Origin of the sequence: Actinoplanes octamycinicus, from assembly GCF_014205225.1 — a bacterium.
GTDB lineage: Bacteria > Actinomycetota > Actinomycetes > Mycobacteriales > Micromonosporaceae > Actinoplanes > Actinoplanes octamycinicus.
Window position 1 is genome coordinate 644164 of sequence record NZ_JACHNB010000001.1, and the last position, 22401, is coordinate 666564.

The 22401-nt window shown below is 73.0% G+C and carries 11 protein-coding genes; 5 read left to right on the forward strand and 6 right to left on the reverse strand.

The genetic code is table 11. From position 1 onward, the window contains the following. Positions 1-965 precede the first annotated feature (965 nt). From BJY16_RS48250 to BJY16_RS02790, 3 genes are all read right to left on the reverse strand, one after another. Positions 966-6377: a peroxidase family protein gene (locus BJY16_RS48250; RefSeq protein WP_185037553.1), complete on the reverse strand. Its 5412-nt coding sequence runs from the start codon at positions 6375-6377 to the stop codon at positions 966-968. A gap of 200 nt (positions 6378-6577) precedes the next feature. Further along, positions 6578-7348 (reverse strand): hypothetical protein, encoded by a 771-nt coding sequence (locus tag BJY16_RS02785; protein WP_185037554.1) that lies wholly within the window; start codon positions 7346-7348, stop codon positions 6578-6580. Next, positions 7345-9018, reverse strand: coding sequence for a multicopper oxidase family protein (locus BJY16_RS02790; RefSeq protein ID WP_185037555.1), 1674 nt, complete (start codon positions 9016-9018; stop codon positions 7345-7347). Before BJY16_RS02790 ends, BJY16_RS02785 begins: the two co-directional genes overlap by 4 nt. 125 nt (positions 9019-9143) lie before the next feature. On the opposite strand from BJY16_RS02790, the gene BJY16_RS02795 reads away from it, so the two are divergent. Beyond that, positions 9144-10874: an AfsR/SARP family transcriptional regulator gene (locus tag BJY16_RS02795; RefSeq protein WP_185037556.1), complete on the forward strand. Its 1731-nt coding sequence runs from the start codon at positions 9144-9146 to the stop codon at positions 10872-10874. A gap of 36 nt (positions 10875-10910) precedes the next feature. Here BJY16_RS02795 and BJY16_RS02800 read toward each other — a convergent pair whose 3' ends face one another. Then, positions 10911-13040 carry a PKD domain-containing protein gene (locus BJY16_RS02800; protein WP_185037557.1) on the reverse strand — a complete coding sequence of 710 codons (2130 nt, stop codon included), beginning with the start codon at positions 13038-13040 and terminating at the stop codon, positions 10911-10913. Positions 13041-13290: 250 nt separating this feature from the next. On the opposite strand from BJY16_RS02800, the gene BJY16_RS02805 reads away from it, so the two are divergent. Continuing rightward, positions 13291-14307: a LacI family DNA-binding transcriptional regulator gene (locus BJY16_RS02805; protein ID WP_185037558.1), complete on the forward strand. Its 1017-nt coding sequence runs from the start codon at positions 13291-13293 to the stop codon at positions 14305-14307. Positions 14308-14378: 71 nt separating this feature from the next. Here BJY16_RS02805 and BJY16_RS48255 read toward each other — a convergent pair whose 3' ends face one another. Further along, positions 14379-17003, reverse strand: a complete 2625-nt coding sequence (locus BJY16_RS48255; protein ID WP_185037559.1) for a putative bifunctional diguanylate cyclase/phosphodiesterase — start codon at positions 17001-17003, stop codon at positions 14379-14381. Positions 17004-17212: 209 nt separating this feature from the next. On the opposite strand from BJY16_RS48255, the gene BJY16_RS02815 reads away from it, so the two are divergent. The 3 genes from BJY16_RS02815 (at position 17213) to BJY16_RS02825 (ending at position 20533) form a co-directional block, all read left to right on the forward strand. Next, positions 17213-17608: a PH domain-containing protein gene (locus BJY16_RS02815; protein WP_239178026.1), complete on the forward strand. Its 396-nt coding sequence runs from the start codon at positions 17213-17215 to the stop codon at positions 17606-17608. Positions 17609-17679: 71 nt separating this feature from the next. Beyond that, positions 17680-18843, forward strand: coding sequence for a PQQ-dependent sugar dehydrogenase (locus tag BJY16_RS02820; RefSeq protein WP_185037561.1), 1164 nt, complete (start codon positions 17680-17682; stop codon positions 18841-18843). A 49-nt stretch (positions 18844-18892) separates the two neighbouring features. Beyond that, positions 18893-20533, forward strand: a complete 1641-nt coding sequence (locus BJY16_RS02825; RefSeq protein WP_185037562.1) for a metallophosphoesterase family protein — start codon at positions 18893-18895, stop codon at positions 20531-20533. Positions 20534-21123: 590 nt separating this feature from the next. On the opposite strand, the gene BJY16_RS02830 is transcribed toward BJY16_RS02825, so the two are convergent. Next, positions 21124-22080: a tetratricopeptide repeat protein gene (locus tag BJY16_RS02830; protein ID WP_185037563.1), complete on the reverse strand. Its 957-nt coding sequence runs from the start codon at positions 22078-22080 to the stop codon at positions 21124-21126. Positions 22081-22401: the final 321 nt, after the last annotated feature.

Sequence of the window (22401 nt, forward strand, 5' to 3'; positions counted from 1 at the left end):
TACGCCGTTCGGGCCTTCACGCGGTTCGCACCGAATGCCGTCCGCGCCGAATGCCGATTGGCGTCCCGCCCCACCACAGAGTCCCGCCCTCCCAGGGGGTTGCCCCCGCTGCCAGTGTGGCGAAAAAGCTCGGACCCCGGCCAGCGGATTGTGGACAAGTAGCTGGTGTGGAAAACACCGGGTGACCGGCTCAGCCACCACCGGTCCGCGGACTCCGCCGTCAGCGCCGGTCAAGCCGCTGACGGCACGCGGGACGCCGGTCGATCTTGGCGGATGTGGCATCGGGCCGGACCGACGGGCTGGATCAGCGGCATGACAGACGAGCCGGTCCGGCTCTGGAACTTCGTCTGGCGCAGGAGGCCCGGACATAGGGCTGTTGTCCACGGTGATGCCCATCGTGACCAGCGCAAAGAACCGGCATCCCCGGATGATTTCCATCCACCGACACACCCGTTCCAGACCAACGTGATGAGACCGGGTGGACCGGGGGTCAGCGGGCGGCCTGGTATCCGGAAAGACGGGGAGGGATGGGTGCACGGGAAGGGGCGGGCCGAAATGCGCGCGCCTGGGCACGTGGAGGGACCGACCGGGATGAGCGCACGGAAAAGAGCGGGCCGAATGGGGGGCGGGAACGAACGCGCGGGAACGGGTGCGCGGGAACGAACGCGCGGGAACGGGTGCGCGGGAACGGGTGCGCGGGAACGAACGCGCGGGAACGGGTGCGCGGGAACGGGTGCGCGGGAACGGGTGCGCGGGAACGAACGCGCGGGAACGGGCGCGCGGGAACGGGCGCGCGGGAACGGGCGCGCGGGAACGGGCGCGCGGGAACGGGCGCGCGGGAACGGGCGCGCGGGAACGGGCGCGCGGGAACGGGTGCGCGGGAACGGGTGCGCGGGAACGGGTGCGCGGGAACGGGTGATGCCGGCCTCTCCGAGGAGGGCCGGCATCACGGGTGAGTGGGTTGGTCAGCGGGCGGGGGCGGTGGTGGCGCGGGACGGGCTGGCGCCGGCGGCGTTGACGGCCTGGACGGTGAAGCGGTAGCGGGTGTTCGGTCGGGTGCCGGCCGGCGCGACGAAGGTCGTGGACCGGGTGGAACTCCGGAAGGCGATCACCATCGGGCTGCCGGTGGGCTGGCCCTTGCTGGTCAGGCGCTGGACCGTCAGGCGGTAACCGGTGAGCGGGAGGCCGCCGGTGGTGGACGGGGTGGTCCAGCGAAGGGTGGTGGTGACGGCGCCGCCGGCCCGGCCGGGGGTGGCCTTGAGGGAGCGCGGGCCGGACGGGACGGTGTGCGGGGTGACCGCCCTGCTGATGGCGGACCAGGCGGCGGCGCCGATCCGGTTCACGGCCCGGACCTGGAAGCGGTAGGCGGCTCCGTTGGTCAGGTGGGTGACGGTCAGGGCGGAGGCGGTGGCCGGAGCGGTGCGGATCGTGCCGACCTGGTGGTTCCGGGCATCCAGGACGCGGATCTCGTAGCGCAGGATCGGGGAGCCGCCGTTGCTGGCCGGGGCGGTCCAGCGGACCACGGCCAGGGCCTTGCCGGCCGCCGGGGTGCCGATCCGGGCGGGGCCGGGGACGGTTCGGACGGTGGTCGGCGGGGTGGTCGGGTCGCTGGGGGTGGTCGGGTCGGTGGGGGCGGTCGGGGAGGGATTCGGGCCGTTGGTCGGCGAGGTGGTCGGGTGCGGAGTGCCGGTCGGGGTGCCGGGCGTCGGGCCGCCGGTGGGCGACGTGGTCGGAGTGCCGTTCCCGGGGTTACCCGTGCCGGGCCCCGAGCCGGTGCCGGATCCCGAACCACTGCCAGAGCCGGAGCCGCTGCCCGTGCCCGATCCACTGCCAGTGCCAGTGCCAGACCCAGTCCCTGAACCGGAGCCGGTGCCAGTTCCGGAGCCGGTGGACGGGGAGGTGATGGCCGGGCCGGGGATGACGCGGTTGGAGATGGCGGAGAACTCGCTGGCTCCGGCGGCGTTCACGGCGCGGACCCAGAAGGCGTAGGGCAGGCCGTTGGTGAGGCCGGTGAAGGTGAGTTCGGTCGCCTCCGGGCCGGTCGCGTCGACGCCGACCACGATGCCGGTCTCGTCGTCGAGGACCTGGATCTCGTAGCCGTAGATCGGGCTGCCGCCGTCGTTGCCCGGAGCGGCCCAGCGCACCACGGCGCTCTCGTCCCCGCCGGTCGCCACCCCGATGATCGGCGCCCCCGGAGCCACCGGCGTCACCGGCCGCGGCGGAACAACCGTCGGAACCGCGGTCGTGGGAACAGGAACCGGGATCGTGGGAACAGGAATCGCGATCGTGGGGACCGGGATCGTGGGAACAGGAACCGGGATCGTGGGGACCGGGACCCTAGGAAGAGGAGCGGTCGGTGCGGGGAAGGTCGGTTCCGGAGTGGTGACAACGGGAGGCGCGGTGGTCGGGGTGGCAGCACCAACCGGATCGCCACCGCCGGCGCCCAAGACCGGCGTCACCGCCGCCGACCCCGCACTCCAAGCACCCGGCCCGGCCCCCGTCTCAGCCCGCACCTGGAACGTGTAGGCCACCCCGTTCGTCAGCCCGGGCACCACCACACTGCGAGCCCCGGCCGGCAGCGAAGTCTCCACCGTCCCGGCCGAGCTGGCCCGCCGCAGCGTCAGGCCGGTCAGCCCGGCACCGTCCGGCACGGTGATCAGCACGGTGGCCGACCCGTCCCCGGCGAACGCCGACACCCCGAGGAACGCCGACAGCCCGGTGACGTCCACCGTCTCGTCGTCGAAGCGGAGCAGTTCCACGTTGCGGACCGTGTCGGTGCCGTCCGGCCCGGCGACCTGGACGCCGCCGGTGACCGGCGTGATCGCGTACGCCGCCCGGCTGCCGGCGAAGACCGCCGTGTCGCTGCCCGGGGTCGCGGACGTGACGATCTCCCGTACCGTGACGATGTCCTTGGGGTTGATCTTGCCGGCGAAGACGTCGGCCTGCAGCTCGGTCATGCTCCGCGCCGAGCGGATCTCGTCGCCGTCCGCGTCGCGGACGCTGAGGCGGACCGTGAGGTAGCGGTCGCCGTCCAGGAGGTCGTCGCCGCCGCGTCCCCGCAGGGTGTCGTCGCCGGGTCCGCCGAGCAGGATGTTGCCCGCGCCCCAGACATCGCCGTGCAGGTCACAGGCCCGGCCGGTCTGATTGCCGACCGCCGAGACCGGGGTGGTCAGCGACGTGACGACCTGGTCGAGGCCGTGGATCCGGGCGACGCCGGCCGCGTCCAGGGCGTCGCAGCCGAGGAAGCCGCCGCCACCGAGGTCGGACGGGGTGAGGTCGTCGCCGCGCAGGATGTCGTCACCCGAGCCGCCGGAGAGGGCCTCGACCTCGTTGTAGCGGTCCCGGACACCGATGGTCAGGTTGTCCAGCGGCGCGAGCGGCAACGCGAGGTCGGCGTCCACGGAGTCAGCACCAGCGATCGACCAGTCATAGCCGGAACCGCCGGCGTTCTTCTCGATACCGGGGCCCTGGACGCCGATGTCGTCGCCGCCCTCCATGTCGTAGTCGTCGTCGCCGCCCTGGCCGATCAGCACGTCGTGGCCGGGTTTGTTGGAGTCGTCCAGGAAGAACAGGTTGCCGCTGTCGCCCTGGAGCAGGTCGGGCGAGTTGCCGCCCTCCACCCAGTCGTCGCCGGCGTCACCCCAGACGCTGTCCTCGCCGTCCCCGGCGATCACGAAGTCGTCGCCCTCGCCGGCGAACGTCTCGTTGGCGTTGGCGCCGCCGTCGGTGAAGTCCTTGCCGTCGCCGGCGACCACGATGTCCAGGCCGGGTCCGGCGTCGATGGCGTCGTTGCCGGGGCCGCCGCGGGGCAGGTCGTCGCCGCTCGCGTCGGTGAGGATGTCGTCGCCCTCGCCGCCGATCACCGAGTCCGCGCCGGGACCGCCGTCCAGCCGGTCGTCGCCCTCGGCGCCCCACACGGTGTCGTTGTCGTTGCCGGCGCTGACCCGGTCGGCGTCCTCGGTGCCGGTCCAGACCGACTGCGGGTTGGCGACGCCGCGGCCGCGGTGCTTGATGGTGCCGTCCGGGAGGCGGATCAGCAGCTCGGACTCGTCGCAGTCGGTGGCCGGGTCGTCGGCGACCAAGTTGCCGAACCGCTCGAAGCCGGCCGTGGTGCCGGCCAGGCGGGCCAGCTCGAAGCTGCAGTCGGCGGTGGCGAACGAGTCGGTGCGCAGCCCCTGGGCGGTGGTGTTCCGCATGATCATCTCAGCGAAGGCGTTGCCCTCCAGCTGGCTGCGCAGGTTCATGCCCGGGGTGCGGGCCAGGTAGTAGAAGCGGTCGCCGTTCTGCAGCGCGGTCAGCTGGGTCTCGAACACGTAGTCGAACGTGCTGCCGAGCAGCCCGCCGAAGAAGTCGGGGGTCTCGGCGAGCCCGCCGATCCACAGGTCGATGTCGTCGACGCCGGAGGTGGCGGCCGGAGCGTTCAGGAAGGCCGCGCCGGCCGGGGTGTCCAGCAGCTTCTGGGCGGCGGCGCGCTTGGCAGCGACCCCGGAGGCGGCCTTGATCGACGGATCGGTCCCGTAGGCGGCGACGAAGTTCACCAGCGACGCCGGGTGCTTCAGGTTCTCGCCGAAGTCGACCCAGCTGACGTACGGCGCGAGCCGCCCGTCATTGGTCTTGTCGAACAGCGCCCGCCGGAACACGTTCAGCGGCGGCACGCCCTCGGACCGGCCCCGGGCGATGTTGATCGCGGCCAGGTCGGTGGGCAGGCCGAGCAGCTTGTTCCGCAGCGTGTCGGTGACGAACTCGTCGATGTCGTTGCCGACCTGCCCGGTCATCCCGGTGACGATCTCGCCGGCCGCCTGCTCCGGGCTGAGCGTGCCGTTGTTGGTGAAGGCGGCCGGGTTGAGGAAGCCGTCGAGCAGCGGGATCGAGTCGTCGGCGCCGTCGGCGGTGGTCCGGGCGATGGTCTCGGTCAGCATCGAGTGGCCGAACCGGTAGACGGCGTGCGCGAACTCGGCGTAGACGGCGGGGTTGATCTCGGACTGGGTGAAGGCGAACGGCTGGAACGGGTTGATCGCCGGCGAGATCTTGCGGGCGAACTCCTCGAAGACGAGGTGCTGGTACTCCATCTCGTTGATGAACTTGGCGGCCTGGAAGAGCCGGGCGCCGGTCCACTCGGCCGCGGTCCCGGCGTCGTCGGCGACCCGCTGGACGTCGCCGACCAGGCGGTTGTGCTCGGAGTGGAAGATCTGGTGCACCGCGGTCAGGCCGATGTTCTCGTTCACCCGGCCGTCGCCGGCGATGTAGTGCCGGTCGAGCAGCGCGGCGTCGTAACCCGGCTTCGACGGGTCGGCGGCGTGCGCGATGTCGGTGAGGAACGGCGTGTCGAAGCGCAGCGTGTTCGCCGGCACCGCGACCGGGGCGGCGGTGTCGCCCTCGACCAGCCCGGTGCTGGTGACGTACTGCGGGAGGCCGCGGGCCGGGCCGGGGACGAAGTTCCCGTACGCGTCGGCGAGCACCGTCGGCACGCTCAGCGCGTCGGCGTCGGTCAGGCGGAGACCGAGGGTGGCGGCGGCCTGCCGCTTGACGTCGGCCCAGGTGGGCAGGCCGCCGTCGGCGCCGGTGAGCAGGCGGCCGGTGTCGGTGGCCCGGGCGTCGTACTCACGCAGGAAGACCTGGTGGGCGGCGTGCGAGGTGTAGGTCTGCGAGTTGTCGACGTAGGGCGTGTCGGTGTTGCGGGCCTCGGTGCCGCCGGCCGCCCGGGTGAGCACCATGAACCGCAGCTGCGGCGGCAGGTTCTCGCTGATCACCAGCGGGTCGTCGGCGGACAGCGGGATCAGCACCGCGGTGCTGCCCTTGACCGTCTGGTCGACGCCGTGGTCGAAGAACTGCCCGAACAGCGTGAACCAGGAGTTGTACGGCGCGGACAGCCCGAAGTCGGTGGTCACGTTCGGGATGCCGGCGGCCGGGTCGGCGATCGGCGACGCGGCGACCGCGGCCGGGTTGGCGGCGCTCTGGTCGGCGATCAGGTTGCTGATCAGGCGGGGCTGCGCGTCGGAGGCGTTCGCCCCGGTGTAGCCGGCCCGCATCCGGGCCGGGACCAGCCGGGGGAAGACCTGGTCGGCGGCGCCGTACTTCTCCTCGCCGGCGCTCAGGTGGTTGCAGCTGCCGTCCACGGTCCGCAGGCCCATCGCGAGCAGCGGGCTGGCCAGCTGGTTCGGCCCGGTGCCGAGCAGGGCGCCGCACGGGCCGGTCGCGCTGGTGGTGCCGGCGACGTGCGCCTCAGCGATCTTGATCTGCTTGAGGATGTAGGCCAGGTCGGCTGCGGTGACGGTGAATCCCTGACCGATCGGGGCGGCCTGCGCGGCGGCGGGCGCCACGAGGACCGCGGTGACCAGCAGGGCCACCATGGCGACGACGGAACGGAGCTTCGGCAACGGACGCCCTCCCAGGACGACGCGAGATGCCCGTTTAGCACGGGAATTTCGTACATGCTGGGATGCGCGGCTGAGGTCCAGCTCTAGCCGAACTGAAGCAGGCCACCCCGCTCCGCGAGATGGCCTGCCTGAGGTGCCTGGTTCCGTTGAGGTCCGCTGCACGCACGGTCCGCTTGCGGCTTTCGTACGCGAAAAGCGGGTCAATGTCCGTGGTGTTCTCCGGTGGAATTCAGCTCCGGAACCCCGGCGGAGAGATCGACCCCGTCTCCCGGCGAGGTGGCCGAGACGGTCACCCGGTCGGCCGTGGTCCCGGCCGCCCGGGCCATCGCCTCCCGGACCGCGCCGATCTGCCCGTCGCTGAGCAGCGCCCCGAAGTAGCGCACGGTCAGCCCGGCCGGCTGCACGGTGGTCACGTAGTGGTTCAGCGAGTCGGCCAGGATGCCCTCCGCGTCCTCGCGCTCCTTCGCCTGCGCCGGGGTCACCCCGTTGGTCACCACGGCGAACGTGAGGTCGTGCACCAGCACCGTCTGGGTGACGTAGAACGCCACGTCATCCGGCTGGTGGTCGCGCATCAGCGCCTCGGCCTGCTGCACCGTGACGCCCTCCGGCAGCACCAGCGTGACCTCGGGCACCAGGTAGGTGAGCATCTCCTCGCTGAACACCGCGAAGGTGGCGTCGGTCAGCTGGCCGAGCCGCTCCGCCTCGGCCGCGGCGCGCAGCTCGCTCCGGACGTGCTCGCGGTCCGCGTCCCGCCGCGGGTGCACGGCGATCGCCGCCCGCTTGCGCACCATCGGCCCGTCGAACGTGGTGGTCGCCCAGTCGTCGCCGGCGTCGTCACTGATCGTGGCGGCGGCCGCCGGCGTCCCGGCCGGGGGCGTGCCGAACCAGCCACCCGACCAGGCCGCCACCGCGACCGCGACCAGCACCAGGGCCAGGCTGAGCGCGGCGCCGCGCAGCTTCCCGATCATCACGTGCCCAGCGGGTAGCTCGGCGCGTAGCTCACCGGCATCTCGGTCTCGGTCTCGTCCACGCACGGATCCGAGGTGATCGGGTCGTTGGTCTCCAGGTCGCCGACCGCGAACTGGATCATCATGTCGCTGTCCTCGTGGATCAGGTTGTGACAGTGCGTCATGTACCGGCCGCCGGCGTTGCCGTCCCCCGTCGTGAACTGCATGAGCGCGGTGACCGTCTCGTTCTCACCCAGGTAGAAGACGTCCTTGCCGCCGCCCTCCCACGGGTGTGCCTTGCCGTTGGACGTGGTGTTGCGCCCGATGATCTGGGCGTCGATCAGGTGGATGTGGAACGAGTGGAACCAGCCACCGGACTCGTTGACCAGGTCCCAGATCTCCACGTCGTAGGGCTTGGGGTTGCCGAGCACCCGCTTGAAGCCGGAGTGCTCGACGTCCGCCCAGGTCTCCCCGTTGACGGTCCACTGGCTGTTCTTGCGCTCGACGCGCAGCCGGCGCCGGGCGGTGGCCATGTCCGGGGTCAGCTTGTTGACCTCGATCGCACCCCGGTTGGCGAACGGCTGCGGCCCCAGGTCCAGGGTCTTCGGGATCTCGTAGGGGTCGGCCGGGCCGGAGTCGGCGACCACCTCGAACTGCATGACCTTGCCGGTGTTGGCGAAGTCGACGTTGTTCTTGTTGCTCAGGTTCTTCAGCTCGATCTTCGTGCCGGCCTTGTACTTCCGGAAGTCGATCAGGATCTCGTAGCGCTCGGCGCCACCCTGCCGGAACGACGACACCGCGGTCACCTTCGGGGTCATGCCCGCGTCGGTGCCGACGATGTACATCGGGTCGCCGGTGCTCAGCGCGTACCGGAACGACCGGGAGATGGTGGCGGCCAGCACCCGGAACCGGTACACCCGCGGCTTGACCTTCATCTTCGGCCACGGCACGCCGTTCACCAGGATCACGTCGCCCATGTAGCCGGCGTTGCCCTCCGGCTCGAACGAGGCCGAGCCGTCGGCGTTGAACGAGATGTCGCTGACCACCAGCGGCACGTCGAATTCACCCTGCGGCAATTGCGCCGTCTCGTAGGGATCTTTCAGGTGGTACTGGGCGGCCAGACCGGAGTACACGTTCTCGGCGGTGTCCCCATGGTTGTGATCGTGGTACCAAAGGGTCCGTCCCTGCTGCCAGTTCGGGTACTTGTACGTCTTCACCTGACCGGGTTTTGTCTGATCATTGGCGTAACCGTCGTACTGCGGCAGAGAGGCCGACCCGTGCAGGTGGGTGACCGTGCTGAACGGGCGCCCGTTGAGGGTGTTCGTGCTCGGCAGGGCGTTGCAGATCCGGACCTCGGTCCGGGTGCCCTGCTGCACCCGGATGGTCGGGCCGGGGAAGATGCCGTTGTAGCCGGCGACCGTGGTGGTCAGCCCGGGCAGGATGCTCGCCTTGCCCAGCTTCTGGGTGAGCCGGTACCGCTGGTACGGGCCCTGCTCGTCCACGCCCTCCTCGGCCGGCAGCAACACCGGCGGCCGGCGGAACAGGTTCGTGTAGGGCGTCGGCATGTTCCTGGACGACAGCCTGCTGGACGACGCCACCACCTCGCCGCCGGCGGTCATCACGATCAAGCCGCCACCACCGACCGCGAGCGCGCCCTTCAACAGGTCGCGCCGGCTCAGACTCCCGCGTGCCATCGGACACCTCTTCTTCGCACGGTTTGCACAGGGAGCAGCAACCTAGAAACAAGCACTGAGGGGTTCCGTTGGCGATGCTGAGGCCGTCCGCTCAAGTCCGGCGCGAATCGGGCGATCTCCAGAACGTGGGACTGCGCGTCAGCGTTCTGGGACAACTCACCGTCGTCGACGGTGCGGGCGAGGTGCTGCCCGCCGGTGAGCTGCCCCGCCGCGCGCGCCAGGTGCTGGCCGTGCTGGCCGCCCGGCACGACCGGATCCAGTCCAAGGACGCCCTGGCCGACGCGGTCTGGGGCGAGGACCTGCCGGGCAACCACGCGGGCGCGCTGGAGCACTACGTCTCGGTGATCCGCCGCCGGCTGCAGCCGCACGGCTCCCCGGCCAACTGGTTCATCGTGACCCGCAGCGGCGGCTACCTCTTCGACACCTCCCGCGCCGGGCTCGACCTGGCCGACCTGCGCCAGCTGCTGCGCCGGCTGGACTCGCTGCCACCCGGCGACCCGCGGCTGCCGGTGCACGAGCAGATCCTGAAGCTGGCCCGGGAGCTGCCGTTCCCGGAGGACCCGTACGCCGAGTGGGCCGGCCCGGTCCGCTCCGAGGTCTCGGTGGCCGCGGTGAACGCGCTGCTCAAGCTGGCCGACGCGGCCCTCGCCGAGGACGCCCCGCGGTCGTTGCGGCTGGCCCAGGAGGCGATCGAGCTCAACCCGTTCCTGGAGTCCGGCTACCAGGCCGCGATGACCGCCGCGGTGGCGATGGGCCGCCCCGACGACGCGCTGCGCATCTTCGAGCGGTGCCGGCAGGTGCTGGACAGCGAGCTGGGTGTGGCCCCGTCGGCCGAACTGGCCCAGATCAAGCGGGCCGTGCTGGCCAGCCGCTCGGTGGAGGCCCCGCCGCCGGCCGCGGTGGTCGCGCCGCTGCCCGCGCCTCCGGTGCCGGCCCCGGTCGTGCCCAGCGAGCGCTTCCTCGGCCGGGTCGCCGAGATCCGGCTGATGCTGGAGCCGGAGACCCCGGCGGTGGTGCACATCGTCGGGCCGAGTGGCTCCGGCAAGACGGCCTTCCTGGCCGAGCTGGGCCGGCACGCGCCCGGCCGGGTCGGGATCGGGGACGCCGGCCCGGCCGTCGGCGTGCTCCGGCTGGCCTGGCTGCGCAGCGTGCTGACCGACCTGGACGCGAAGCCGGAGGCGGTCGAGGCGGTCGAGCGGGCGCTGCCCGACCAGCCACTGGACCAGGCCGCCCTGGAGCTGATCGCGACCACCTTCGACCGGCCCGAGCAGATCTACCTGGCCGTGGACGACGCCCGGGACCTGGACGCGGCCAGCGTCGCCGAGCTGGCCTGGCTGAGCCGGCACTGCCCGGCGCTGCGGCTGGTGCTGGCCTACGACTACCCGTCGCAGATCACCGGGCGGCCGCTGGCCGGGCTGGGCACCCCGGTGGTGCTGCGGCTCAGCCCGCTCACCGCCGACGAGCTGGAACCGCTCGGCGATCCCGGCCTGCGGGAGCTGACCGGGGGCATCCCGGCCCTGGTCGCGGTGGCCCGGCGGCCGCACGAGGTGGCCGGCGCGGTGGCCATGCAGATCGCCCGCCGGCGGACCGAGTGGATGCCGGCGCTCGCCTGGGAGGTGCTGCGGGTCACCGCGGCGCTCGGCGACCTGGGTGCCGCCGAGTTGGCCGCGCTCACCGGGCATCCGGTGACCGAGGTGCTGTCCGCCGTCGACGCCCTGGTGCACGCCTGCCTGTTGCGCGAGGGCCCGAACGGGCAGGTCGGGCACGCCAGCACCCTGGTGCGCGAGGCGGTGGCCGCGCAGATCTCCGCCGCCACCTGCCTCTACCTGCGCAAACAACTGGCGGCGGCCTCCTGAGCAGGAGACCGCCGCCGGTTGCGGGTGGTGCGTGGACTAGTTGGTGACGGTGACCGCCTGGGCCAGGATCACCCCGCCGGTCGTGGTGACCAGGCTGATCGTCCGGACCGCGCCGGGCGCCGGGCCGGTGACCCGGATGCTGAACGCGCCGGTGGCGTCCATCGCGGCGGTGCCGATCACCCGGCCGGTGAGCGTGTCACCCAGCACCGCGGTGATCCGCTGACCGGCGATCAGGCTGCTGGTGCCGCTGATCCGCCATTCGTTGTTGCCGGTCCGGTAGCGGACGGTGATCCCGCCCGGGAAGCTCTCCGCGGCCGGCCGGACGGTGACCCGGTCGGTGGTGACGCCGCTCGGGTTCGTCGTGGTCAGCTCCAGGACCACCGGGTCGTTGGTGTAGACGTAGCCGGCGTTCGGGCCGGGCGAGGCGGGCAGGACCTGCGCCGGGTAGGTGAAGCTGGGCTTCGCCGAGGCGGCGCCGGCCAGCGTCACCGCCGGTCCGGAGACCTGCTTCCAGGAGTACGTCTCGACCCCGGTCGAGGCCGACCCGTCCAGGGTGACCGTCTTGCCGCGGACCACGGTCTGGTCCGGTCCGGCCTCGGCGACCGGCGTCGCCGCCTCGCCCACCGTCACCTCGACCGTGGCGGGCAGGCTCGGGCCGCCCGGACCGGTCACGACCAGCTGGAACGCGTAGGTGCCGGGCTGCGCCGGGACGAACGACGCGGACGCCGTGCTGTCCCCGGTCAGGGTGACCGCCGGGCCGCCGGTCTGGGTCCACCGGTACGAGTCGATCTCGCCCGCCGAGCCGGTGCCGTCCAGCTTGACCACCTGGTTGACCACCGAGGTGCGGTCCGCGGTGGCGCCGGCGATCGGCTTGTCCGGGCCGAAGACGCCGCCCGAGCCGACCAGCGACGCGGTGGCCGTGCCGCCGGCCGACGAGGTCACCGTGATCGCGGCCGGCGGGGCCAGCACGCCGGTGAACGGCTGACCGGTGATCGGGCCGTACCCGGTCACGCTCAGCACGCCCGGGGTGGCGTCCCGGTCGCTGCTGGCGGCGGCCACGGTCAGGGTCTGCGCGTCGGCGTCGTACTCGGCCTTGGTGACCTGCACGACGTCGACCAGCTTGCGGGTCTTCTTGGCGACCGGCCGGTCCGAGGCGTTGACCACCTCGATGACCGGGTCGGCCGGCAGCGGGCCGGTCAGCGGGAACCGGCCGTAGTAGTGGCCGTTGCCGGAGCTGCGCAGCGGGGTGCCGTGCAGGCCGAGCGCGGCGTTGGCGACGATCTCGATGGCCTGGCCGGGCTCGCTGGTCGCGTACACCTCGACCACGCCGTTGCCGTCCGAGCCGGTGGTGTAGGTGGCCTGGTCGACGTCGACGCCGGCGTTGGTGGCGTACCGGCCCTGCACGCTGAACACGTCGGTGAACCCGAGCTGGGCCAGGGTGGCGCCGGTGGCCGGGTTGAGCTCCTCGATCCGGACGAAGTTGGTGCCGTACGGGCTGCCCACCACCTTGTGGTCGACGCCCGGGTCACCGGTGTAGCCGGCCGGGGCGGCCGGCGCGACGGCCGGGTCCCACTTCAGGAACGGGCCGATCCGGCTGTTCATCGCCTGTCCGAACGCGCCGGGCGTGGTGCCGATGTCCTCGGTCATCCGGACGCCCTTGTCGGTGGCGGTGAGGTCGTCGATGCCGTACGGGTGGGTGATCCGGAAGCGCCGGCCCTCGGCGGCGTCGAACCGGATCCGGACCCGGCCGAACACCATCTGGTCACCGTCCCGCACCTCCTCGGCTGCCCAGGCGCCCTCCAGGTCCATCCCGATCGTCGCCTGGGTGCCGTCGGTGAGGGTCACCTCGGCGCCGGCGAGCTGGTAGAAGAACTCGCCCGGGAAGTTGTCCGGGTAGGAGACCGGCAGGTCGGGGTTGGGCACCTCGTCCGGCAGCGTGGAGCAGAGCGGGTCGTCCAGGGTCGTGCAGGCCTCCAGCCGGGCGCCGGTGCTGTCCCGATACCAGGACGGGAAGCCGTGCTCGGCGAGCGGGCCGACCTGGGTGAGCCGGCCGTTCCGGGGATTGTCAGGCGTGATGACGGTGGCGGCGGCACTCCCGGCGAGCGGCGCTACGACCGCCAGCGTGATCCCCGCGGTGACCGACCATCGGACCAGATGGGTTTTCATCGGACTCCTAGGTTGTGTCAAGGCTGGCCACCCTGACGGCACCCACCGAGGACCGGCTCATGGAAAACTGAGTGATTCCTGAGTCCTCTCTGGCAAATCCCTTGGCGCCGGGAATTCGTACCTTTCCCGTTGAGCAACGATCTGGCGCCCCCGCCGCTCGATAGATTGATCTCCCACCGACTTAACCGGTCAAGTACACTGTTTCCCACCACGTCGGCTGCTTAGACTCGGCGGGACTTGAGGAGACTGAGTGAAACGGCCCACGATCGCCGACATCGCGCGGCGCGCGGGAGTGTCCAAGGGAGCCGTCTCCTACGCCCTGAACGGTCAGCCCGGCGTGTCCGAGGCGACCCGCAAGCGGATCCTCGCCATCGCGCAGGAGATCGGCTTCAACGCGAACAGCGCCGCCCGGGCCCTCTCCGGCGCCCGTGCCCGCGCGGTCGGGCTGACCCTCTGCCGGCCCGCCCGGATCCTCGGCATCGAGCCCTGGTTCATGGGCCTGATCAGCGGTTTCGAGGCCGAGCTCGGCGCCCAGTCCTACGCCCTGACGCTCCAGGTGGTGGCCAGCCCGGAGCAGGAGGTCGAGGTCTACCGCCGCTGGTGGGGCGAGCGCCGGATCGACGGCGTGATCGTCACCGACCTCCGGGAGAACGACGTCCGGATCCCGGTCCTGCAGCAGCTCCAGCTGCCCGCCGTGGTGCTCGGCGGCTCCGGCGAGGCCGGCGGGGTGACCCAGATCTGGTCCGACGACGGCGGGGCGATCACCGAGGCGGTGCGTTACCTGGTGGCGCTCGGCCACTCCCGGATCGCCCGGGTCAGCGGTGTGCCCGACCTGCTGCACACCCAGGTCCGGACCAAGGCGTTCGACCAGGTGTGCGCGTCGCTCGGGCTCGGCGAGGCGCTCACCGTGCCGGCCGACTACACCGGCGAGGAGGGCAGCCGGGCCACCCGCCGGCTGCTGATCGGCGGCGACCGGCCGACCGCGATCATCTATGACAACGACGTGATGGCGGTGGCCGGGCTGGCCGTGGCCCAGGAGATGGGGCTGTCCGTGCCGGGCGACCTGTCGATCGTGGCCTGGGACGACTCGCCGCTGTGCAGCCTGGTGCACCCGTCGCTGACCGCGCTCAGCCGGGACGTCTCCGGTTACGGCGCGCAGGCGGCGCGGGAGCTGCTCAACGCGATCGACGGCAAGAAGGTCGGGAACGTCAAGGCGCAGACAGCGCATCTGACGCCGCGTGGGAGCACGGCGCCGCCGCGCTCCTGATCCTCTTGACCCGGCCGCTTCCGCCGGGCCTCTCCCTCAGGTTTCGGTCGTCCTGCCGGGTTGCGGTCCGCTCACCAGCCGCGGTCCGCGCGATGGCTTTCCAGGTACGCCTCGATGCGCTCGGCCGGCGCCGGGTTGGCCAGCGCGAAACCCTGCCCGAGCCGGCATCCCGCCGCGACCGCCCGGTCGATCTGCTCCGGTGTCTCCAGCCCTTTCGCCACCACCTCCAGGCCCAGCCGCCGGGCCAGCCCGACCACCACCTGCAGCACCCCGGCCTCGGACGCGTCACCGGCCAGCGCGGCGTTCAGCTTCAGCATGTCCACCGGGAGCCGCCGCAGGTGCGACAGCGAGGTCTGCCCGGACCCGAAGTCGTCCAGCGCGGCTCGCACCCCCAGCCGCCGCAGCCCGGTCAGCGCCGCCACCACGGCCGGCACGTCCTCGGCGATCCAGGTCTCGGCGACCTCGACGACCAGGCGCTCCGGGGCGATCCGGTGCCGGCGCAGGATGCTGGTCACCTGCTCCGGGAACCGGGCGGTGAGCAGCTCCCGGGGCCGGACGTTGACCGACAGCCAGAAGTCCTCGTCGCCGCCGGCCCAGGTGCTCAGCTGCCGGCAGGCCGCGTCCAGCACCCACTCGTCCAGCTCGGCGGTGACGCCGAGCGCCGCGGCGATCGGCATCAGCTCGCCGGGCAGGATTGTGCCGAGCTCCGGATGCCGCCAGCGCAGCAGCGCCTCCACCCCGGCCGGGTGGCCGTCGCGCAGCCCGGTCACCGGCTGGAAGACCAGGTCCAGCTCGCCCCGGCCGGCGGCGCCGAGCAGCTGCCGCTCCAGCTCCATCCGGCGGTGCAGCTGCAGCTCGACGTCCGGGTCGTACCACTCCACCCGGTCCCGGCCCAGCTGATGGGCGCGCTGCCGGGCCAGGTCGGCGTGCCGCACCACTTCGTCCGGGTCGGCCGCCCCGGCCAGCTCGGCCAGGCCCACCGTGGTGTGCAGCACCACCCCGGCCCCGGGCAGCGCGTAGGGCTCGCCGAGCGTGGTCACGATCCGGCTGGCCAGCGCGTAGGCCGGCACCGCCGAATCCGGGGTGAGCACCGCGAACTCGTCACCGCCGAGCCGGGCCGGCACGTCCTCGCCGCCGAGCAGCCCGCGCAGCCGCCGGGCCACCTCGGTGAGCACCGCGTCGCCGACCTCGCGGCCCCGGGAGTCGTTCACCTCGGCCACCCCGTGCAGGTCGACCACCAGCAGGGTGCCGTGCCGGCCGGGCCGGTCATGGAAGGCGTGCAGCTCGCGCATCAGCGCCCGCCGGTTGGCCAGGCCGGTGAGCTGGTCCAGATAGGCCAGCTTGTGCAGGGTGCGCTCCAGGTGACGGCGCTCGCCGACGTCCCGCACGTGCACCACCAGGGCGGCCACCTCGGGCACCGCACGCTGGTCGGAGATGGTCGACTCGGTGTCCCGCCAGAGCTGGGCGCCGTCCCGCATCCGGGCGTTGACCAGCACCGGCGGGCCGCCCTCGTGCTCGCCGGCCAGCACCGAGCCGATCACCGCGAGCGCGTCGCCGGCGTCTTCCGGGTGGATCAGCTCGCCGAACGGGCGGCCCAGCACCTCGGCGTCGCGCAGCCCGAACAGCCGGGCCGCGGCGGGTGACTGCCACTGGACGGTGAGCTGCTCGTCGAGCACCAGGGTCAGGTCGGTGGCGCCGGCCACCAGCGAGCGGAAGTGCGCCTCGGCCACCCGGAGGCGGCCCGCGTACCGCCGGATGTCGTGCACCACCAGCAGCTCCCGGAGCACCAGCACGGTCACCATCACCAGGCCGAAGAGGATCGCCTGGGTGTCGAAGCCGGGCGAGGTCAGCAGGTGCCAGACCGCGGCGACCACGCCGACCGCGGCCGGGATCCCGAGCAGCGGGTAACTCGCCAGGAACTGATCCGGGTTGCGCGGGCCGGCCGGGGGCGGCGGCAGGTCCCGGCGGGAGCCGCCGGCGGCCGCGGCGGCCAGGCCGGCCACCATCGGCAGGCCGAGCAGCGGCACGATCGGCCCGGTCACGCCGAGCGCCAGCACCTCGGCCAGCGTGGCGAGCGCGGCCAGCACCACCGCCGCGCCGATCCCGCACCAGACCGCCGGCACCGGGCGCGGCCGGGCCCGCAGCACCACCACGGCCACGATCGAGACGCCGCCGGCGGCGATCAGCACCGCGGGCAGCGCGGCCGGCCGGGGCTGGCCGTCCGGCGGGACCAGATAGGCCGCGAAGCCCACACTGACCCCGAGGCCCAGCCCGTCGAACCCGCGGCGCAACCGGACCGGCCAGGTCCGGGCGGCGCCGGGCAGCAGGGCGGCGCCCACCACGTAACACCCGGCGGCCCCGCCCAGGCCCACGGTCAGCCAGGTCACCGCGCTCGCCGGGAACCACCACGGGACCAGCACGGTCAGTGCGGTGGCCAGCGCGCCCATCCCGACGAAACCGGCGCCCCGGCAGGCCGCGAAGGCGCGCTCGGTGTGATGGATGGCGAGCGCCGTGTCCACCAGGTAAGCGGCGGCGCAGAGACCGGTGACGCCGACCGCCACGGCCAGCGCGACCGGGCCGGGCAGCAGGCCGGCAGCGCCGGCCAGGAGCACCAGCACGGCCGCCGGAGCGACGGCGAGCAGCACCGCCCGGCCGGTGTCCCGGGGCCGGACCGGCGCGAGGGGCGGCACAGCCACGACAAATCCTCCGTGTTCGTGCCCGGGGGAAGGCGGCTCCCGGCGGGCGGGGCGGAACAAGAGGTCGGTGCACCCGGTCAACGACCGTGGCCGGGCGAGGTTACGGGGCGGTAGGAAATCGGCCTCTTCCCGGATCGTCGAGCATGGACGGACACCGGTCAACTCGGGTCTGTGGAAAACCTGCGCCCGGCAGGTGGGAGAATGTGCGGGTGAGCCAACGCCCCGTACTCCGCGTCCGCAAGTCCGGCACCGCTCTGGTGGCTGCCGTGATCGCGTTCGTCAGCGCCGTGCCCCTGGCCGGCGCCTCGTGGGCGCTCACCCCGGTGCTGCTGATCCCGCTCGCCGTGTTCGCCTGGGCGTGGCGGGCCGGCACCGACGTCTACCCGGACCGGCTGCGCGTCCGTGCCCTGTTCGGCGGCAACGTGGTGCCCTGGAGCCGGATCGTCGAGCTCGCCCCGGACCAGCGGGGCCGGGTCTCCGCGCTGCTGGACAACGGCAACGTGATCCGGCTGACCGGGATCACCCGGGACAACCTGCCGGTGGTGCTGGAGGCCATCGGGCAGACCCCGGCCACCGACGGCGAGCCGGCCGCCACCGAGCAGTGACCGCTTCCCCCGGGAACTGTCAGGGGCCGCGGTTACCCTGGTCGGCAGACAAGCTAGGGGGTGGTTCAGCCGTGCGTTCCCGCCGGGGCCGTGCCGCGATCGCGACACTCGCCGTCGTGCTGGCGCTGACCTCCGGGTGCAGCTTCGGCCCGCCCGGGCCCGACCAGGCCGGCACCGCGCCCAACCTGCCGGGCCCGTCGGTCGCCGCCACCGCCAGCGCCAGCCCGGGCGGCGAGCAGGAGATCGCGGTCACCGTGCTGGCCAAGGGCCTCGAGGTGCCCTGGGGCATCGCCTTCCTGCCGGACGGGTCGGCCCTGGTCACCGAGCGCGACACGGCCCGGATCCTGCGGGTCGGGCCCGGCTCCGACGCCGACGGCCTGCAGGTCAGCGAGGCGGCCCGGCTGACCGAGGTGCGCGCCTCCGGCGATGGCGGCCTGCTCGGCATCGCCGTCTCGCCGAGATACGCGACCGACAAGACCGTCTTCGTCTACTACTCCACCTCCACCGACAACCGCGTCGGCAAGCTGGTGCTGGGCAAGCTGGTGCAGCCGATCGTCACCGGCATCCCCCGCTCCGCCCAGCAGAACGGCGGGGCCCTGGCCTTCGGTCCGGACGGCTTCCTGTACGCCGGGACCGGTGACGGCACCCCGGCCGGCAGCCAGGCGCAGGACCCGAAAAACCTCGGCGGCAAGATCCTGCGGATGACCACGGCCGGCAAGCCGGCCCCGGGCAACCCGGTGAAGACGTCGCTGGTCTGGTCCTCCGGGCACCGCAACGTGCAGGGCCTGACCTGGGACAAGACCAAGCGGATGTTCGCAACGGAGAACACCCAGCCGCAGTTCAGCGAGCTGAACGTGGTGCAGAAGGGCAAGAACTACGGCTGGCCCAAGGCGGACGGTGCCGGCACCGCGAAGAAGTTCACCAACCCCCTGGCCGCCTGGCCCACCGCCGATTCCTCGTGCGGCGGGGTGGCGGCGCTGGAGACGCTGGTGGCCACCGCCTGCCTGCTCGGCAAGCGCATCTACATGATCGACGTCACCGGCAACGGCACCGTCCTGGGCAAGGCGCAGGAACTGCTCACCGGCAAGTACGGGCGGCTGCGCGCGCTGGTCGCCGCGCCGGACGGCTCGCTCTGGGTGAGCACCTCCAACCAGGAGGACGCCGGCGAGCCGGATCCGGAGGACGACCGGCTGATCCGGCTCGTCTTCTCGGACGGCGGCGCCGGCCGGAGCTGAGACGGGCATGACTGTTTCGCGGCGAGCCCGGCGGGGCAGGTGAGCGCCGATGAGTGAGCTCCCGGCCCCGGTCCTCGCCCCTTGGCGCCGACGCCTGCAGGCCACGACCGCCCGGTCCGGGCGGGTGTGGCGGCACCGCTGGTTCCGGCGCGTCCGGGTGGCCACCGCGGTCGGCCTGGTCAGCATCACCGCCGCGATGATCGGGGTGATGCTGTTCGCGCACACCGGGATCAACGTGGGCCCGTTCCGCGCCGAGATGTCGATCAGGCCGAGCCTGGTCGGCGGCACCGAGGTGGACATCCCGCCGCTCGGGTCGCTGCACCTGGACAGCCACCGGGGCACGCTGCACCTCAAGGTGGCGCTCGGCTCGCTCGACCAGAGCCGCACCGAGGAGCTGATCGACAACCCGACGGCGATCAGCTCGGCCGGCGACCGCGCGGTCGACGAGGTGACCGCCGGGGTGACCCGGCTGGCTCTGCGGACGGTCGGGCTGGCCGTGCTGAGCGCGATCCTGGCCGCCGCGCTGATCTTCCGCAGTGTCCGGCGCACCGCCGCGGCCGGGCTGACCGCGCTGGTGGTCAGCGCCGGCAGCATCGGCCTGGCGGCGGCCACCGTCCGGCCGGACGCGATCAGCGAGCCGCGCTACGAGGGTCTGCTGGTCAACGCGCCGGCCGTGGTCGGTGACGCGCGCCGGATCGCGGACAACTACGGGCGCTACGCCGAGCAGTTGCAGCAGATCGTCAGCAACGTGAGCCGGATCTACACCACCGTGTCGGCGCTGCCGGTCTACGAGCCGGCCGGCAACACCACCCGCCTGCTGCACGTCTCCGACCTGCATCTGAACCCGGCCTCGTGGGGCCTGATCCGGACCGTGGTGGAGACCTTCGACATCGACGCGGTGGTGGACACCGGCGACATGGTCGACTGGGGCAGCAGCGCCGAGACCGGTTTCGCGGCGTCCATCCCGTCGGTCAAGGTGCCCTACATCTACGTGCGGGGCAACCACGACTCGGTGAGCATCCAGTCCGCGGTGGCCCGCCAGCGGAACGCGATCGTCCTGGACGACAAGGTGACCACGGTCGACGGGGTGACCATCGCCGGGATCGGCGACCCGCAGTTCACCCCGGACAAGAGCGAGACCAACAAGGCCGGCGACAACTCCGGCAGCGAGCTGCTCACCGCCACCGGCGAGCGGCTCGCCAGGACGATCCGGGACTCCGGCAAGAAGGTGGACGTCGCCCTGGTCCACGACCCGGAGATGGCGCCGCCGCTGTCCGGGGTGGTGCCGCTGGTCCTGGCCGGGCACAAGCACCAGCGCTCGGTGGCGATGCTGCCGGTCCCATCGGCGCCGGCGCCGGGCGCGTCCGGCTCGCCGTCCGCCTCACCCACCCCGTCCGGCGCGGCCGTCGAGGGCCCGATCCCGACCCGGCTGATGGTGGAGGGCTCCACCGGCGGCGCCGGCCTGCGCGGACTGGAGCACGAGGAGCCGACGCCGCTGTCCCTCTCGGTCCTCTACTTCGACGAGAACCACACGCTCAAGGCCTACGACGACATCCAGCTGGGCGGCACCGGCCAGTCCAACGTCGAGATGCAGCGCAACGTCGTCGGCCTCGGCGACGACGAGCCCGCCATCACCCTCACCCCGTCCACCCCACCGTCGTCCCTCCCGGCCACCCAGCCCAGCCGCTGACCCGCCGCCCCCACCCCGCGCCGGCTCCCCACGCCCTGCCCCCCCTGCCCCTGCCCCGGCTCCCGGTCCCCGGCTGGCTCTCACGGGTCTCTCGACCGCCTTGAAACACCCCTGAGAACCAGCCAACGACCACGACCGACGCCACCACCCGTGACCGCCGACTCGCATTGCGGTCACAGCCCCGGCCGCGACCGCCGACTCGGGCTGCGGGGCACGGCCCCGGCCGCGGCTCACGGTCCCGGCTGGCTCTCACGGGTGTCTCAACCCTCTTGAAACACCCCTGGAAGCCAGCCAACGACCACGACCGACGCCACCACCCGTGACCGCCGACCCGCATTGCGGTCACGGCCCCGGCCGCGACCGCCGACTCGGACTGCGGGGCACGGCCCCGGCCGCGGCTCACGGTCCCGGCTGGCTCTCACGGGTGTCTCGACCGCCTTGAGACACCCGTGAGAGCCAGCCGACGACCGTGACCGGCGCGGCCACCGTGACCAGCGGCTTCGTAGGCTGGCAGGCCGGCTCCACCCGGCATCCGCGCCGCGGTATGCGGCACGAGCGGTCAGCGGCACGGGCGGTCAACGGCACGGGGGTCAGGGGTGGGGGAGGAGGCGGCGCTGGACGGCTGCGGTGCTGGCGGTGGTGAGGAAGGCGGTCAGCAGCAGGACGCAGAGGACTCCACCGCCGCCGGTGCCGGAGAGGATCAGCGGGGCGGCGACGTAAGCGGTGGCGGCGAGCGGGGCGGTGAGGAAGGCCCGGTTCGGCAGGGGGCGGACCGGAGCGCCCCGGGTGCCGACCGTCCAGCGGAGGACCGCGGCGAACAGCGGCAGGCAGGCGAACGCGGCGAAGACCCCGAAGGTGGTGGCCGAGGACGCGCCGGCCAGCATCAGCGCCAGCACGCCCAGGATCAGCGCGGCGGGCAGGGTGGTGGCGACGACCAACGGCATCCAGCGGGCGATCGGCGAGGGGTTCGCGGCGATGACACGCAGGGCGCCCGGGTGGCCCGGGGCGATGGCCAGGGCGGCGCGGGCGGCGGTCAGGGCGTCCTCGGCACGACCCTGCAGCCGCAACGTCTCGGCGAGCAGGGCATGCGCGTCCGCGGCGCCCGGGTCGAGTTCGAGCGACCGGGTTGCGGCCTGTTCGGCCTCGGCCGGGCGGTTCAGGAAGAGCAGGGCGATCCCGCGCATCCGGTGCGCCGGAGCGCTTTCCGGGTCGAGTGCGACGGACCGGTCGGCATCGGCCAGGGCCGCCCCGAAGTCGCCGAGGCCGACCCGGGCACCGGCCAGCCGGTGCCAGCCGCGCACGTCCGCCGGGTGCTCCCGGAGGAACTCCTCCAGCATCCCGATCGCGTCGGTGAATCGTTCCTCGTGCACGGCCACGTGGGCGGCGGCGATCAGCGGCGGCTCCCCCGCGGCGATCCAGTAGGCCTCGTCGGCCCGGAACACCGGTTGCGGTTCCGCCGGCCCGTAGGGCATCGGCAGGACCGGGGTTTCCGCGACGAACGGCACAGCCGGCCCGTGCAGGCCGGAAGGGGCCGGCCAAGCTTCCACCCCCGCACCCGGCGTTTCCGCGACGAACGGCACAGCGGGCCCGGGCGGGCCGGAAGGGGCCGGCCAGGCCTCCACCTCCGCACCCGGCGCCTCCGCGACCAGCGGCGCAGCAGGCCCGGGCGGGCCGGAGGGAGCCGGCCAGGCCTCCGCTCCCGCACCCGGCGTGACCGCATCGGCAGGACCAGCAGCAGACGCGACCGGCGCCGCCGACGAGACGGAAGCGGGAGCGGCGGGCGCCGGGACAACAGGACCCGGAACAGCAGGGCCCGGAACAGCAGGGCCCGGAACAGCCAGGCCCGGGACCGCAGGGCCCGGAACAGC